Below are 13,706 nucleotides of genomic sequence, written 5' to 3' on the forward strand. Positions count from 1 at the left end.
TATCGACGCCCGGCGAGCCCTCAGGCCGCGTCGGCGTGCAGGGCCGCGCTGCCCCGGGTTTCCCGATAGTGGCTGAGCCACCCCGGGAAGTCGCCGACCGGGATCGGGCGGCTCAGGTAGTAGCCCTGGATCAGGGTGCAGCCCATCTGGCGCAGGATCCGCCAGATCCGCTCGTTCTCCACGCCTTCGGCGACCACGTGCAGGCCGAGGTTGAGGCCGAGGTCGACCACCGAGCGCACGATGGTCTCGTCGTCGGCGTTGCCCTCGAGCCCCATCACGAACGACCTGTCGATCTTGATCTCGTCGAGCGGCAGCCGGCGCAGCGTCGACAGCGACGAGTACCCGGTGCCGAAGTCGTCGATCGAGAGCCGCACGCCCATCCCGTTCAGCTGCGCCAGCAGCGCGGCGACACCTCGCGGGTCGGTCATCATCGAGCTCTCGGTGAGCTCGAGGGTGAGCAGGCCGGCCGGCAGCTGCCGGGCGGCGAGCAGCGCGTCGACCTCGCCGGCGAGGTCGGTGCCGAGCAGGCTGCGGGCCGAGAGATTCACCGCGATCGACACCGGGTTGCCGGCGGCGGCCCAGCCGGCCGCGGCGGTGACCGCGAGGTCCAGCACCTCGGCGGTCAGCGCGTTGATCAGCCCGTTGCGCTCGGCGATCGGGATGAACTCGTCCGGCATGATCAGCCCGTGCCGGGGGTGCTGCCAGCGCACCAGGGCCTCCACGCCGACCACCTCGCCGGTGCGCGCGTCGGCCTTCGGCTGCACGTACAGCCGCAGTTCGTCGCGGCCCAGGCCGGCCCGCAACTCGCCGACCAGCGCCAGCTGGGCCGGGCTCTCCGGCGCCGGGCCGGCCGGATCGAAGACCGCGGTGCCGCGGTGGGTGTTCTTGGCCTGGTACATCGCCATGTCGGCATGGCGCAGCAGGCCGGCTACGTCGTCGCCGTGCTCCGGCGCGACCGCGATACCCAGCGACGCGCTCACCTCCAGCCGGATGCCGTCGATGGTGGCCGGGGTGCGCAGCGCCGCGCGCAGCCGGTCACCGACGTCGACCGCCTCCTGCGGGCCGTTCACCCGGGGCAGCAGGACCGCGAACTCGTCGCCGCCCAGCCGCGCGACGGTCACCTCCGGCGGGACTGCCTCGCGCAACAGCCGGGCGACGTGCTGGAGCATCGCGTCGCCGTGGTGGTGCCCGAGGGTGTCGTTGACCTTCTTGAAGTCGTCGAGGTTCATCAGCAGCACCGCGACACCGGAGTCGGCGCGGGCGGTCAGCATGTCCTCCAGCCGGCGGTGCAGGGCGGTCCGGTTCGGCAGATCGGTCAGCGCGTCGTGTGCCGCCTGGTGTTCCAGCCGGTCGGCGAGCCGGCCCTTGCCCAGGGCGATCGCGGCCTGGTTGGCAACGGTCTGCAACAGCGTCACGTCGGCCTCGTCGAAGGCGCGCACGTCACCGAGCCGGTCGGCCACCAGCAGCGCCCCGATCAGCCCGGCATCGCCGCGCAACGGCACGATGATGACGTCCCGGACGCTCTCGCCGGTGAGGTACTCGCGCTCCTGCACGTCGCGGGTGAGCCGCGTGATCAGGACCGGCTCGCCGCCGTCGATCGCCTGTGCCCACGGGCCGGTGACCGCGGTGGCGGTGCGCTGGAGGCGCCCGTGCCGCCCGGCACGGATCCGGACCGCCTCGCTGCCCGGCGTGCCCGGCAGGAAGAGCACCTCGGCCCGGGCGGCATGCAGCACCTGGCTGGCCTGCGCCAGCACGGTGCGCAGGACGTCGTCGATCTCCGGGTGGTCGCTGACGGCCTGGCTGAAGCGGTGCAGCCGTTCCAGGGCGAGATGCCGTTCGGCCAGCCCGGCGTATGCACGGAAGGCGACCGTCAGGCCGGTCAGCGCGACCGCCGCGAGCAGTGCGTTCCACGGGCTCTGCCACAGCAGGGCGACGACGATCAACCCGGCGATCGCGGTGACCATCGAGGTGAGCGCGCCTCGTACCGGTTCGCGCAGCAGGTCGCCGGCGCGCAGCGAGCCGTCGGCGAGGGCGACGACCGCGGTGATGCTCAGCGCGCTGACCGCGCCCACGGCGCCGGCCGCGGCGAAGGCGGCGGCCCACCGGCCCAGGGTGCCCTCGCCGGCCAGACCGAGCACACCGTGGAAGACCAGGAGCGCGACCGCCGACTCGAGGGCCACCTGCACCGTGTTGAACACGGTCTTGATCGGGTTGGCTCGCCGCAGCACCACGCAGGTGACGAGCATCCCCAGCGTGCGCCCGGCGCCGAACTGCACCGGCGTGGTCAGGAACAGGCCGAGCAGCAGCGGCACCTCGCTGAGCGAGACGCCCTGCGCCTCGCGGCCCAGCTGGATGTGCAGGACGAACCGTTCGGCGGCCGCCGACAACACGGCCACCAGGAGCCACATGAACCAACCGGGCGACTCCAGGGCGGGCAGCCGGCCGGCGAAGAACCACAGCACCGTGGCGAGTGCGGCGAGCACGACGATCAGCGCACTGATGCGGCGCTTCACGGTGCGGTCCACGGCCCTGCCCTTCTCCTCGGAAGGGGGACGGCCCGGCGCTGAGCCGGGCCGCCCCCTACCGATTAGTCGGCGCGAGACCTGCGGGAGTTGAGCATTTTCAGCTCCAGGAGGCGTCCGACCAGCTGTCCGCCACCCAGCTGCGGCTGTACCAGACGCCGGTCACCCAGCTGCGACTGTCCCAGCTGCTGGTGATCCAGCTACGGCTGACCCAGCTGCGGCTCGACCAGGCGCTGCCGGTCCAGTCCGCGCCGGTCCACTTCACCGCGGTCCAGTCGGCGCCGGTGAACGCGGTGCCGGTCCAGGACGCGCCGTTGTAGGCGCCACCGTTCCAGGTGGCGGCCGCGGTCCAGGTGTTGCCGAAGATGTCCTTCTGGCCGGTCAGGGCGGTGCCGCCGATCACCACGTGGTCGCTGCCGCGGGCGCCCTCCAGGGTCCCGGCGCCGGTCGCCGCGGTGTAGGTCTGCACCGGCGCGTCGGCCGGCCTGAGCGCCAGCGACTTCTGCACGTCGACCAGGCCGGTGCCCTGCCAGGTCTTCTTGGCCAGCGGGAACGGGACGGCCTTGGCGGTGATCAGATACTTGATCTGGTCCGGGGTCGCGGTGGGGTACTTCTGCGCCACCAGCGCCGCGACGCCGGAGATGACGGCGGTGGCCTGCGAGGTCCCGCTGCCCCGGATGAACCGGGTGCCGACCCGGCCCAGCGGGTTGAACTGGTCGACGTAGCTGTTGGGCACCCGCAGGCCGAGGATGTGCACGCCGGGCGCGACCACGTCGACATATCGAGAAGCGGTGCCGCGCTGGGCGAACAGCGGCACCGTGTCGTCCGCGGACCCGATGGTGCGGTTCGGGTCCTCGGCGCCGACCGCGAGCACGTACGGGTTCACGGCCGGGTCGGCCAGTTCCTGGCGCAACGTGCCGTCGTTGCCGGCCGCGACCACGACCACGATGCCCTTGCGCCATGCCTGCTCGACGGCGTAGGAGAGCGGGTCGAGCACCGAGGACTGGACGCTGTCCGTGCCGTACGAAAGGTTGAGGACCTTGATGTTGAGCCCGTAGTCGTGGGCGTGCTGGGTGACCCAGCCGATCCCGGCGATCACCTGGGACACGTCCGCGGAGCCGTCGGCGGCGGCCACCTTGACGCTGACGATCCGCGCGTCCGGGGCGACGCCCTGATAACCGGTGCTCGCGGTGTAGCTCGCCGCGGTGCCGGCCGCGTCGCGGCCCGCGATGATCGACGCCATGTGCGTGCCGTGCCCGAACGTGTCCCGGTAGCGCACGTCGGCGTACTGCGACTCGAACGACAGGTCCGGCCCGTTCACCACGTTGCCCGAGGTGAGCCCGGCGACCGGGGCCACCCCGGAGTCGATCAGCGCGACGTCCACGCCCTTGCCGGTGTAGCCCGCCTTCCAGGCGTCGTTCGCGTGGATGACGTCCCGGACGAAGGAGAGCGAACCCTCGTCCTTGGCCGTGTCGTAGCCGAGCACCGGGTCGACCGCCATCAGATGCCCGGAACCGTCCGGCGTGACCGACCGCACCCCGGTCATCGAGCGCAGCGACGCCACCGCCGAGCGCGGCACCGTCGCGGCGAACCCGTTCACGATCGGCAGCTCCCGCTCGACCGTGCCGCCCTTGCGCACCACGACGGTCTCGACCCCGGCGACGCTCGCGCCCTCGTCGAGCGCGACGATCACCCCGACCGGCGGGCCCGGCTGCTGCGGCGCGGCCGCCGCCGCAGCAGGCAGGCAGCCGGTGCCGACCGCCAGCGCCACGACCGGCCCGACGGCCAGTGCCGCGCGCCTGATTCCCTTAGCCGAACTCACGTGAGCCCTCCCTGCCGCCGGCCGGTCGGCCGCCTTCAGCAGGCGATCTTCGGCAACGCGACAGCAACCTTGAGGATTTCTCCCCAACCCCGTCTCACTCCGGGCGCTGCGCCTCGAAATGCTCCTTCATCGACGGGTAGTAGTCGTCGAAGCTCGGCATCGCCGCGTCGTCCCGGGCGGCGACCAGCGCGTCCAGGTAGAACTCCCAGCCCGGCCCGATCTCGCCGACGCCGTCGAGACCGGTCAGCCGCTGGGTGAAACGCAGCTCGGTGACCCCGGCGGCCTCGGTCAGCACCAGCTCCAGATGCCACCGGTCGTCGTCCTCCCCGGCGGAGACCGCCAGGCGGCTCGGCGGCTCGCAGGCGTCGATGGTCATGTCCATCCACGGCTGCCCCTCCTCGTGCGCCATCTGCACCTTGACGATCCGGCCCGGCCCGCCGTCGCCCTCCCACGGGCCGAACCAGCGGGCGGTCCGCCGCGGGTCGGTGACGCTCGCCCAGACGTCGTCGATCGGTGCGCGGAAGGTCCGGGTCAGCACCAGATCGGTGCCGAACAGCCGTCCGGTGGGTGTCGGGCTCATGCGATCTCCTCCTGGGGGTGCTGCCGGCCGGCGGCCTGGCGCCGCTCGCGGCGGGTGCGGTAGACCTCGGTCTCCAGCGCGTCGAACCGGTGCTGCCAGCCGGCCGGGCGGGTCAGCTGCCCCAGCCACCCGGCCAGCTCGTCGAGCGGGGCGGTGACCAGCGCGTAGACCCGGCGCCGCCCGTCGGCGGTGTCGCGGACCAGGCCGGCCTCGCGCAGCACCCGCAGGTGCCGGCTGACGGCCGGCCGGCTGATCGCGAACCGCTCGGCGATCTGCCCCGCCGAGCGCGGCTCGTCCCGCAGCATCAGCAGGATCTCCCGCCGCACCGGATCGGCGATCGCCCCGGCCACCTCGTCCACCCGGAAAGCGTAACCTATCGGTTACGCATTTGCCAGGCGCCGGGGATGCCGGTCCGGGGACGGCCCGCGAGGTGGCGGCGGTTAAGGTGCTGCTGTGCGGGTGGTGGTGACGGGGGCGGCGGGATTCATCGGCAGCCACCTGGTCGAGGCGCTCGTCGCCGGCGGGCATGACGTGCTGGCCGTGGACGTGAGCGGGCGGGGCGCCACCCAGCACCGGGCCGAGCTGGCGCGCGCCGGGGTGACGGTGACCGAGTGCGATCTGGCCGCCGACGACCTCGCGCCGCTGGCCGACAGCGACGTGATCCTGCACCTGGCCGGGCGGCCCGGGGTGCGCGGCTCCGGCGGTCCGCAGACCTGGCGGGACAACGTGACGGCCACGCGGCGGCTGGCCGAGGCCTGCGCCGGGCACGGGACGCGGATCGTGCTGGCGTCCAGTTCTTCGGTGTACGGCAGCGCGGAACGCCCCTGCGGCGAGGACGATGCCACGGCGCCGCTCAGTGCGTACGCGACATCGAAGCTCGCGGCGGAGCGGATCGTGCGGCGGGGCGGCTGCGACGGGGTGGTTCTCCGGTTCTTCACGGTCTACGGGCCGAGGCAGCGGCCGGACATGGCGTTTCACCGGTTCATCGAGGCCGGGCTGGACGGGGTGCCGGCGCCGCTGTTCGGCGACGGCGGGCAGAGCCGGTCGTTCACCTACGTCGGCGACGTGGTGGCGGCGACGGTGCGGGCGGCGCTGGTGCCGCTGCCGGGCGGGACCGTGGTGAACGTGGGGAGTCCGGTGACCGTGACGATCGGTGACGCGCTGGACCGGATCGGGCGGCTGCTCGGGACCACGCCGCCGACCGTGACGAAGGACGTGGCGCCCGGGGACGTGGCGTGCACGTGGGCCGGGACGGATCGGGCGGCGCGGCTGCTCGGCTGGACGGCGAGCACCGGGCTGGACGACGGGCTGGCCCGGCAGATCGCCTGGCATCGGGGGCGGCGGCGTGGCTGACGGACATCGGGCGGCCTATCTCGCCTTCGACCGGTTCCCGTCCAGCAAGGGGTCGGCGGTGCACATCCGGCACATGGCGGCGGAGCTGTTCGACCGCTACGACGGCGGGCTGTTGTGCGTGCTCGGCGGCGGTGGCCTGCCCGCCTACCAGCGGGAGGGCAACGTCGAGATCGTCCGGTTCGACGCGGTGGTGCCGAACCTGCTGGACCGGGCGGAGGCGTTCTCCGCGTGGGCGGCCGAGCAGCTCGCGCCGCACCGCGACAGCCTGGAGCTGTGTCACGTGCGGGACCCGTGGGGCGCGCTGCCGGCGCTGGACACCGGGGCGCGGCTGGTCTACGAGGCGAACGGGCTGCCGTCGATCGAGCTGCCCTACGCGTGGCCGCTCGCCGCACCGACGACGCTCGGGAAGATCCGGGAGCTGGAGCGGCACTGTCTGACGGAGGCCGCGGCGGTGGTCGTCCCGTCGTACGTCATCCGGCGCGCCGTGATCGACCGCGGCGCCGCACCGGACAGCGTGCATCTGGTGCCGAACGGGGCGGACCCGGCGCCGGCCGGCGTGCCGCGACCGGAGGCCGCCCCGGGCCGCTACCTGATCTACGTCGGGGCGCTGCAACCGTGGCAGGGCGTCGACGTGCTGCTGCGGGCCTTCGCCCGGCTCGCCGACCTGACCGACCTGAGCCTGGTCGTCTGCTCGTCGGTGTCGGCGAACCGGGCGCGGCCGCTGCGCCGGCTGGCCGAGCGCCTGGAGATCGCCGACCGGGTGCGGTGGCACCACATGCTGCCGCACGCCCAGGTCGCGGCCTGGCTGACGCACGCCGAACTGTCGGTGGCGCCGCTGACGGCCACGCCGCGCAACCTGGAGCAGGGGTGCAGCCCGATCAAGGTGTGGGAGTCGATGGCGGCCGGCACCGCGGTGGTCGCCTCCGACCTGCCGGTGATCCGCGAGGTGCTCGGCGATCTCGGACGGCTGGTGCCGCCGGACCGGCCGGCCGAGCTGGCCCGGGCCATCCGGGTGATGCTGGAGTACCCGGACGCCTGCCGGGACCTCGGCCGGCGCGCGCGGCGGCACATCGAGGACGGTTTCACCTGGCACCATGCCCGGAATCGGCTGGCCGCCGTGTACGAAACCGTCGCAGGTCACTGATACGGTCCCGGTCATGTTCTGGCGCGATCAGAAAGCCGCCATCGCCGGCTTCCACCCGCTGCACCAGGCGCTGATCTCGCAGCGCGGGTTCGCCGCGACCCAGCCGGCCGACGGCTGGACGGCGCTGATCACCAGTCTCTATCAGCATGCCGGTCTGGTCCGCCGGGCCAAGTGGGCGCTGCCGGCCCGCACCCTCGACGTGGTGGTGCCACTGATCATCGAGCTCTGCTCCGACCTCGGCCCGACCGGCAACCTCAGCGTCGTGACCGACCTGCGCGGGCGCAACATGCCCGGCAAGACCGGTCCGGCGCGCCCGCTGGCGGTGCAGAAGCCGATCCGTTCGGCCACCGAGGAGTGGACCGTCGACCCGTGGTTGCGGCTGCGCGCCGAGCTGCGGGACGGCAGCGTTCTGGAGATCCTGGTCGTCGACCGCGAGCGCACCCGCCGGATCACCAAGCGCAACCCCCGCGGCAAAATCAAGACGAAGCGGAAGAGCAAGCTCACCCAGATCATCCGCGCCCGCCGCCGGTTTCCCAAGGACGTCGCCGGCCAGGTCCCGCCCACCCCGCCGCCGCCGTGGATCGGGGTGATCGTCCGGGAGGGCCAGCGGCGCAGCGTGCTGGCCACGGCCAAGCTGCCCCGGCCGCCGCAGAGCGCCCAGGAGCAGGTCGACCTGATCCTCAGCGTGGCCACCGAGCCGTTCCGCTGGACCCCGCAGAGAGGTGCGGCATGACACCCTGCACGGTCACCACCGGCTTCTTCACCCTCGGCAAGTGCGGGGTGATGGCCGTCGCCGGCTGTCCGGCCTGCGGGCGGCCGCTGTGCGCGAGCCACATCACCGAGAGCGGCCTGTGCCCGGAGTGCGCCGCCGCGCGTAACCAGGTGGGGCACCCCGCCGCCGCGGCTGCCTACCGCCGGCGGGCGCACCGGCACCGGACCGCGGCGCAGTATCAGGACGCGGGGTGGTACGCGGGCTTCGACTCCTACGATCGGGCCGCCTTCGACCCGGGCGCCGGCGCGCAGCAGGACTACCTCGACGACGGGAACGACGCCCTGGTGGACAGCTGATGCGGCTGCTCTGGCTCACCGAGAACTATCCGCCCAGCCCCGGCGGCATGGCCACCTCGTGCGACCGGATCGTGCGCGGCCTGCGTGCGGCCGGGGCCGAGGTGGAGGTGGTGCACCTGGGCCGGCGCGGCGCGGTCCCGCTCACCGAGGACCCGGAGCACGCGCTGCGCTCGCTCTGGACCACCCTGGCCCCGACCATCGGCGACTACACGCACGTGGTCGCGTTCGGCGGGACCTATCCGCTGCTCAGCGCCCCGGTCTATGCCGCGTGGGCCGGGTTGCCGCTGATCACGCTGCTGCGGGGCAACGACTTCGACACCGGGATGTTCTCGCTGCGCCGGCAGCCGGTGGTGCTGGAGGCCTTGCGCTCCTCGGCCCACGTCTGCGTGGTGGCCAGCTCGACCGCGCCGCTGGTGTCCCGGCTGGCGCCGGCGACCCCGGTCACCTGGGTCGCCAACGGCATCGACACCTCCGAGTGGGCGATCCTGCCCTCCGAGCGGCAGAAAGCCGCGGCCTGGCGCGCCGAGCACGTCGAGCCGGGCCGCCGGACGATCGGCCTGGTCGGCCAGCTGAAGAACAAGAAGGGTGTCCGCCTGCTGCTGGACGCCCTGGCGGCCGGCCGGCACGCGGACCGTTTCCACGTGGTGCTCGCCGGTGACCTGGAGCCCGGCATCGAGGAGTGGCTGGCCGCGCACCCCGAGGTGGCCCACACCGCGCTGCCGTTCCAGGACCGCTATCAGCTGCTCACCGTCTACGCCGCCTGCGACCTGATCGCCCTGCCGTCGTTCTACGACGGCTTGCCCAACGTGTCGTTGGAGGCCGCCGCGCTCGGCATCCCGCTGCTCACCTCGGACGCCGGGGGCCTGGCCGACCTGGTCGACTCGTCGATCGGGTTCGCGTTCGCGGCCGGCGATCCGCACGGCTGCCGGGCCGCCCTGCATCACGCCGCGCTGGCCGCCGACGATCAGTTGGCGGCGCTCGGGGCGGCCGGCGCGCGGCGGGTCCGGGAGCGGTTCGGGGTGGCGGCCGAGACCGAGGGTTATCTCAAGGTGCTGGCAGCGGTGCGGTGATCGTCTGCTACGCGCGGGGCGGCGGGCTCGGGCACCTGACCCGGATCCGGGCCTACCTGCACACCGTGCACGACGACGAGCCGGCGACGATCCTGACGGACTCCGGGTTCGCCGGCGATCCGCGGGTGCTCGGGCCGCACCGGGTGCTGCCGCCCGCGGCGCTGCCGTCGCTGAAGCCGTCGGTGCTGGTGGTGGATGCCTTCCCGTTCGGGATCGACGGGGAGCTGGTTGCCATGCCACGCGCGCAGCTTGCCGCCTATCCGCTCGCTGTGCGGACCGCTCTGGCGCGTGCTGTGCGGACGGTGCATCTGGCGCGGTTGTTGCGCTGGGACGCCTATCGGTCGCTGCTGCCGGCGGAGCCGATCGAGTTCGACCAGACCTGGATCCTGGAGGACCTGCACCCGGCGCACGCGGCTCACCTCGCGCGCACCTCGGTGGCCTGCGACCGCCTGTCACTGAGCGACCCGCCATCCGATTCCGATTCCTCGGCGGCCGACGGCGTCTGGTTGATCGCGCACGCCGGGCCGCCGTCGGAGATTCACGACCTTCTTGCGTACGCCCGGGAGTGCGCCGAACTGGAACGCTGCCGCCCACGGCTGATGCTGGCGGCCCCCGGTCGCCCGGCCGGGTTGCCCGGCGACGTCGAGCACACCGACCGGTACCCGGTGTGGCCGCTGTTCGCGGGCGCGGACCGGGTGATCACGGCGGCCGGCTTCAACGCGGTCCGGCAGATGGCGCCGTGGCGGGACAAGCACCGGATGCTGCCGTTCCCACGCCGCTGGGACGACCAGTTCACCCGCGCCTCACGCGCCCGTCAGTGGTAGGCGTCCACCGGAACCAGTAGCAGGCGCCGTCGGCGCGATAGCGCGCACCCGTTGTGCGCGTTCTAAGCCGTCCGCGATCAGCTCCGCCTCGTCCCAGCTCTCCGCCACGGCAGCAGATCAGGGGAGTCGCCCCCGCGACCCCGGAAAGGGCTCATTCGCCGAGCAGGCCGGTGAGGACTCGGGACACCGTGTCCTCGAATTGGGGGGCCGGCTCGGGTCTGGCAACGGTCAGGGCCGCTGTCAGGTGGGGATGCCGGCCCGCCGCGACGGCGTGGGTCAGGTACGCGCCCTGTCGCTGCCGGGCGCCGGAGCCGGCGGTGAGCTCGTTGAGGGCGAGGGCGGCGGTGAGCGCGTTCGCCACCGCGAAGGCCTCCAGTTTGCGGCCCGTGTCCGCCGGATGGTCGGCGAGGACGGCGAGGACGTGTTCCAGCAGGTCGGTGCCGTGCGGGCCGAGCGCCGCGCGGGTCAGCACGAGCTCCGGCAGCCAACCGTGCCGCAGCATCAGGTCGTGCCCCTGCCGGCACACCTCCAGCAGGGCCGGCAGCCAGGGTCCGCCCGGCGCCGGCAGGTCATAGCCGGCGACCACCTCGTCGGTCATCAGGTCGAGCAGGTCGTCGCGGCTGTCGACATAGCGGTAGAGCGACGCCGGCCCGGTGCCCAGCTCGGCGGCGACCCGGCGCATCGAGACCGCGGCCAGGCCCTCCCCGTCGGCCAGCGCGATCGCCGCGGCGACCACCTCCGCCCGGGACCGCTCGGCGGGACGGCCCACTCCCGTACGCCGTTCCCGAAGCCACACCGGCACCGTCTCCATGCGACCCCTCTCCATTGCGGTCAGCCTACCGTTCCGGATACGGTGTTCGCGAACATCGTTCTCGAAGGGAGCCGCTATGAGCCAGGCATCGCTTGTCGCCCGCAACGGCGACGTGCGCCTCGCGGTCGACGACCTCGGCGGCGCCGGCGGCGAGCCGCTGCTGCTGCTCATGGGGCTCGGTGTCTCCCGCTTCTGGTGGCCGGACGGCCTGGTCGCCGCGCTGATCGACGCCGGCTTCAGCGTGGTGTCATTCGACGGACGCGACGCCGGCGGCTCCACCCGCTTCGACGGCACGCCGGCCGGTGACCCGCTGACCGCGCTGCTACGCCGGCGATCGCCCGCCTACACCGCCGAGGACATGGCCGACGACGCCGTCGCCGTGCTGGACGCGCTCGGCTGGCAGCGCGCCCACCTGTTCGGCGTCTCCCAGGGCGGCCTGGTCGCCCAGCGCACCGCGCTGCGCCATCCGCAGCGGGTGCGGACCGTGACCACGTTCGCCGCCGTGCCCAGTGACGCACGCGGGGCGGCCGTCCTGCGCTACGTACGCCTGCCGTTCCTCGCCCGGCTGGCGCGCCTGCGCCACCCCGCCGGCCGCGACGGCGACATCGCCGCCGGCCTGGCCCTGCTGCGGGCGATCGCCTCGCCCGGTCACCCGTTCGACGAGCGGGACGCCCGGCTGCGCGTGGAACGCGAACTCGACGCCGGACTGCGCAGCGGTGTCCGCGACAGCCGTGCCCAGGCCCGGCAGACCGGCGCCACCTGGCACGGCCCGCGCCTGCGCGGGCTACGTGCGCCCACCCTGGTGCTGCACGGTGAGCGGGACCCGCTGATCCGTCCCGCCGCCGGCCGCCGCATCGCCGCGTCGGTGCCGGGCGCCCGCTACGTCGAGTTGCCCGGTGTCGGCCACGACCTGCCGCGGGCCGTCTGGCCCACCGTGGCCGGCGAGATCCGCGCCCTGGCCACCGGGCCGATGAAGGCGCCGCGTCACGGGTGACACCAGGGGGCGAGCAGGGTGAGGCACTGCTCCGGGTTCTCCACGTGAGCGTTGTGGCCGAGGTTCGCGAGGGTGACCGCGGGGGTGCCGAGTGCGGTCAGCTGGGCGTCGGTGTTCATCGGGTCGTGCTCCCCGCGCGCGAGGGTGACCGTGCACGGCGACTTGGCCAGCAAGGCGGGCATGTCCGGCGCGCCCACCCTGAAGGCGCGGGGGTCCAGGGCCAGGCGCCACCGGCCGTCTCGTTCGTCCAGGCCCTGTGGGTCGTCGGACAGGAGGCCGGTCAGGCCGGATACCCGCAGGTGGCGGGTGAGGGCTTCGTCCCGGGAGTCGAACCAGGTGACCGGGCGGGTGGCCAGGGACTGTGCACGGGCCAGTTCCTCGGCGGTCCAGGTGACCTTGATGCCCAGGCCGATCACGGCGGTGACCGGGGTGCGGGCGGCCAGGGAGAGGGCTACGACGCCGCCCAGCGAGTGGCCCAGGACGACGGTGGGGCCGGTGGGCGGGACGAGGGGGAGCAAAGCTTCGGCGAGGGCGTCGAAGGTGTAGTCGGGCAGCGGCGCGGAACCGCCGTGACCCGGGAGGTCCGGGGCCAGCCAGCGGCCCGGCCAGTGGCGTTCCAGCAGTGCGGCCCAGCCGGACCAGACGTCGGCGGTGGCGCCCAGGCCGTGCAGCAGGAGAAGGAGGGGCTCGCCGGTTCCGCCGCCGGTCAACCGAAGGTCCATTCCTGGAGTCTGCCATCCGGATGTGATCAGAGGCGCCCCGGCTGAGATCGATGCGCGTAACTCTCCGGAAACCTGGGTATGCGGAGAGTACCGGCGGCGCGGGGGCTGTGCTTGGCGGCCAGACGCCGTTGCCGCCGGTCCTCGGTGTCAGCGGTGGCCGGCGCCGGCGAGTTCGCGTTCCCGGGTGGCCGGGCGGCGTTTCTCCACCAGGGCACAGAGGCCGGCCAGGGCGATCCCGAGGACCACGCCGAACACCGCGCCCAGGAGCGGGGAATGGGCGAAGGTCGCGCCGCCCACCCGGCCCAGGCCGATCACGTACGCCGCCCAGGCGGTGCTCGCGAGGGCGCTGAACAGGCGGAATCGGCCGGGCGGGAGGGACATCGAACCGGCGGTCACGGTGGTGGCGGTCCGGCCGTACGGAAGGAATCTGCCGACCAGGATCGGCATCCCACCGTGACGCAGCAGCAGACCTCTCGCCCTCCCCATCGCCTCGGCCAGGCGGCCGTGCCGCATGCGGCCGCCGACTCTGCGGCCGATCCGGTAGGAGATCTGGTCGCCGGCCATGCCGCCGGCGACGGCGGCCGCGCCGAGCGCGACGAGGTTCGGCGAACCGGTGGCGGACAGCGCGCCGGCGGCGATGACGATGGCCTCGGACGGCATGAACGGCAGGAAGCCGTCCATGGCCACGGCCGCGAAGACGACCACGTACAGCCACGGCGAGGCGAGCAGTGGCATCAGGTGGTCCAGCATTCCGGTTCCTCCCTCGATCCGTCGTCATTGACCGTACGGATCGGAG

General features: G+C 73.5%; 14 protein-coding genes. 7 read left to right on the forward strand and 7 right to left on the reverse strand.

The window, feature by feature from the left end; translation table 11 throughout:
* Nucleotides 1–20: 20 nt before the first annotated feature.
* The 4 genes from Aiant_RS38735 to Aiant_RS38750 form a co-directional block, all read right to left on the reverse strand.
* Nucleotides 21–2,525, reverse strand: a complete 2,505-nt coding sequence (locus Aiant_RS38735; RefSeq protein ID WP_189335007.1) for a putative bifunctional diguanylate cyclase/phosphodiesterase — start codon at nt 2,523–2,525, stop codon at nt 21–23.
* Nucleotides 2,526–2,622: 97 nt separating this feature from the next.
* Entirely contained in the window at nt 2,623–4,344 is a 1,722-nt protein-coding gene (locus tag Aiant_RS38740; RefSeq protein ID WP_189335006.1) for a S8 family serine peptidase, read from the reverse strand.
* Between the two features lie 94 nt (nt 4,345–4,438).
* A complete protein-coding gene (locus Aiant_RS38745) occupies nt 4,439–4,924 on the reverse strand; it encodes an SRPBCC family protein (protein WP_189335005.1) in 486 nt (161 codons plus the stop codon).
* Nucleotides 4,921–5,283: a metalloregulator ArsR/SmtB family transcription factor gene (locus Aiant_RS38750; RefSeq protein ID WP_189335004.1), complete on the reverse strand. Its 363-nt coding sequence runs from the start codon at nt 5,281–5,283 to the stop codon at nt 4,921–4,923. Before Aiant_RS38750 ends, Aiant_RS38745 begins: the two co-directional genes overlap by 4 nt.
* 94 nt (nt 5,284–5,377) lie before the next feature.
* Here Aiant_RS38750 and Aiant_RS38755 point away from each other — a divergent pair, with 94 nt between their 5' ends.
* Genes Aiant_RS38755 through Aiant_RS38780 form a run of 6 tightly spaced genes read left to right on the forward strand, consistent with a single transcriptional unit; the run spans nt 5,378 to nt 10,383 of the window.
* Nucleotides 5,378–6,277, forward strand: a complete 900-nt coding sequence (locus Aiant_RS38755; protein ID WP_189335003.1) for an NAD-dependent epimerase/dehydratase family protein — start codon at nt 5,378–5,380, stop codon at nt 6,275–6,277.
* Nucleotides 6,270–7,421, forward strand: coding sequence for a glycosyltransferase family 4 protein (locus Aiant_RS38760; RefSeq protein WP_229831118.1), 1,152 nt, complete (start codon nt 6,270–6,272; stop codon nt 7,419–7,421). Before Aiant_RS38755 ends, Aiant_RS38760 begins: the two co-directional genes overlap by 8 nt.
* Before the next feature lie 13 nt (nt 7,422–7,434).
* Complete coding sequence (locus Aiant_RS38765) at nt 7,435–8,154, forward strand: hypothetical protein (protein WP_189335002.1); 720 nt, start codon at nt 7,435–7,437, stop codon at nt 8,152–8,154.
* Nucleotides 8,151–8,489, forward strand: a complete 339-nt coding sequence (locus tag Aiant_RS38770; RefSeq protein ID WP_189335001.1) for a hypothetical protein — start codon at nt 8,151–8,153, stop codon at nt 8,487–8,489. The genes Aiant_RS38765 and Aiant_RS38770 overlap by 4 nt, the downstream gene beginning before the upstream one ends.
* Nucleotides 8,489–9,559 (forward strand): glycosyltransferase family 4 protein, encoded by a 1,071-nt coding sequence (locus Aiant_RS38775; RefSeq protein WP_189335000.1) that lies wholly within the window; start codon nt 8,489–8,491, stop codon nt 9,557–9,559. The genes Aiant_RS38770 and Aiant_RS38775 overlap by 1 nt, the downstream gene beginning before the upstream one ends.
* On the forward strand, nt 9,556–10,383 hold the full coding sequence (locus Aiant_RS38780) for a hypothetical protein (RefSeq protein ID WP_189334999.1): 828 nt from the start codon (nt 9,556–9,558) through the stop codon (nt 10,381–10,383). The genes Aiant_RS38775 and Aiant_RS38780 overlap by 4 nt, the downstream gene beginning before the upstream one ends.
* 151 nt (nt 10,384–10,534) lie before the next feature.
* On the opposite strand, the gene Aiant_RS38785 is transcribed toward Aiant_RS38780, so the two are convergent.
* Nucleotides 10,535–11,209: a TetR/AcrR family transcriptional regulator gene (locus Aiant_RS38785; RefSeq protein ID WP_229831116.1), complete on the reverse strand. Its 675-nt coding sequence runs from the start codon at nt 11,207–11,209 to the stop codon at nt 10,535–10,537.
* 61 nt (nt 11,210–11,270) lie between these two features.
* Here Aiant_RS38785 and Aiant_RS38790 point away from each other — a divergent pair, with 61 nt between their 5' ends.
* Nucleotides 11,271–12,188, forward strand: a complete 918-nt coding sequence (locus tag Aiant_RS38790; protein WP_189334998.1) for an alpha/beta fold hydrolase — start codon at nt 11,271–11,273, stop codon at nt 12,186–12,188.
* On the opposite strand, the gene Aiant_RS38795 is transcribed toward Aiant_RS38790, so the two are convergent.
* Complete coding sequence (locus Aiant_RS38795) at nt 12,179–12,910, reverse strand: alpha/beta fold hydrolase (RefSeq protein WP_189334997.1); 732 nt, start codon at nt 12,908–12,910, stop codon at nt 12,179–12,181. The genes Aiant_RS38790 and Aiant_RS38795 overlap by 10 nt on opposite strands.
* Before the next feature lie 147 nt (nt 12,911–13,057).
* A complete protein-coding gene (locus Aiant_RS38800) occupies nt 13,058–13,660 on the reverse strand; it encodes a DedA family protein (RefSeq protein WP_189334996.1) in 603 nt (200 codons plus the stop codon).
* Nucleotides 13,661–13,706: the final 46 nt, after the last annotated feature.

The sequence above is a fragment of the Actinoplanes ianthinogenes genome, from assembly GCF_018324205.1.
Taxonomy (GTDB): domain Bacteria; phylum Actinomycetota; class Actinomycetes; order Mycobacteriales; family Micromonosporaceae; genus Actinoplanes; species Actinoplanes ianthinogenes.

Excerpts from the sequence above, each read along its gene's own strand:
- Aiant_RS38795 (WP_189334997.1), bottom strand. The coding sequence starts at position 12,910 with ATGGACCTTCGGTTGACCGGCGGCGGAACCGGCGAGCCCCTCCTTCTC.
- Aiant_RS38775 (WP_189335000.1), top strand. The coding sequence starts at position 8,489 with ATGCGGCTGCTCTGGCTCACCGAGAACTATCCGCCCAGCCCCGGCGGC.
- Aiant_RS38785 (WP_229831116.1), bottom strand. The coding sequence starts at position 11,209 with ATGGAGAGGGGTCGCATGGAGACGGTGCCGGTGTGGCTTCGGGAACGG.
- Aiant_RS38770 (WP_189335001.1), top strand. The coding sequence starts at position 8,151 with ATGACACCCTGCACGGTCACCACCGGCTTCTTCACCCTCGGCAAGTGC.
- Aiant_RS38745 (WP_189335005.1), bottom strand. The coding sequence starts at position 4,924 with ATGAGCCCGACACCCACCGGACGGCTGTTCGGCACCGATCTGGTGCTG.
- Aiant_RS38800 (WP_189334996.1), bottom strand. The coding sequence starts at position 13,660 with ATGCTGGACCACCTGATGCCACTGCTCGCCTCGCCGTGGCTGTACGTG.
- Aiant_RS38790 (WP_189334998.1), top strand. The coding sequence starts at position 11,271 with ATGAGCCAGGCATCGCTTGTCGCCCGCAACGGCGACGTGCGCCTCGCG.
- Aiant_RS38765 (WP_189335002.1), top strand. The coding sequence starts at position 7,435 with ATGTTCTGGCGCGATCAGAAAGCCGCCATCGCCGGCTTCCACCCGCTG.